General features: G+C 70.6%; 2 protein-coding genes and 1 pseudogene. All 3 read left to right on the top strand.

Annotated elements, in window-relative coordinates; genetic code table 11:
• Positions 1-102 (top strand): annotated as a pseudogene (locus tag AB6807_RS39375) (anti-anti-sigma factor); the annotation flags it as partial.
• The gene (locus AB6807_RS39370; protein ID WP_132749244.1) at positions 92-496 is read left to right on the top strand and encodes an anti-sigma regulatory factor; all 405 of its coding nucleotides are present in this window, start codon (positions 92-94) and stop codon (positions 494-496) included. The pseudogene AB6807_RS39375 and the gene AB6807_RS39370, both read left to right, overlap by 11 nt.
• A gap of 41 nt (positions 497-537) precedes the next feature.
• On the top strand, positions 538-836 hold a 299-nt coding region (locus tag AB6807_RS39365; RefSeq protein WP_371088812.1), incomplete at its 3' end, for an ATP-binding protein.

Raw genomic sequence — 836 nt, 5'->3', positions numbered from 1 at the left:
GAGCTCGGGCTGTCGCTCGAGGGTGTGAAAACGGCGCTCAACGTGGAGCGCGGCATGGAGCTTCTTCGGCGTTCACGGCTGGAGAACGTCCTTGGCCATTGAACTCACCGGCACCTTGCCGCTGCTGACCGAGCAGAACATCGTCGCGAGCCGCCAGATGGTGCGCGCGCTGTGCCTGGAGCTGAAGCTTTCGCTGGTCGACCAGACCAAGATGATCACCGCCGCCAGCGAGCTCTCGCGCAACACGCTGATCCACGGCGGCGGCGGGCGCATGCGCTGGGAGTTCGTGGAGCGCAACGGCCGGCGCGGCCTGCTGCTGCACTTCGAGGACGAAGGCCCCGGCATCGCCGACCTGGCGCTCGCGCTCACCGACGGCTGGACCAGCGGCAGCGGCATGGGCCTGGGCCTGCCGGGCAGCAAGCGGCTGGTGAACGACTTCGACATCGCCTCGGCGGCCGGCGAAGGCACCCGCGTGAGCATCACCAAGTGGAAGTAGCCGCGGTCACCCTGCGGGGCTGGACCCACAGGGCCTTTCCGATGGACGACGCCAGCCGCGTCGGCGAGGCCCGGCGCCACGCCGCGCAGGCCGTGGCAAGCCTGGGCTGGAGCGAGATCGACGCCGGCCGGCTCGCGCTGGTGGTGACCGAGCTGTGCACCAACCTGCAACGCCACGCGAAGAACGGGCGGCTCCTGGTCGCGGTCCGCCCCGGCCATGGCGGACCGGACACGGCCGACGAGGTGGAGCTGATTTCCATCGACGAAGGCCCCGGCATCCCCGACATCGCACTGGCGATGCGCGACGGCCATTCGTCGGGCAGCACGCCGGGCACCGGCCT

The organism is Variovorax sp. RCC_210 (assembly GCF_041355175.1).
Classification (GTDB): Bacteria; Pseudomonadota; Gammaproteobacteria; order Burkholderiales; family Burkholderiaceae_C; genus Variovorax.
Note: the sequence above shows the minus strand (reverse complement) of the source record. Positions and strands in the feature narration are given on the sequence as shown.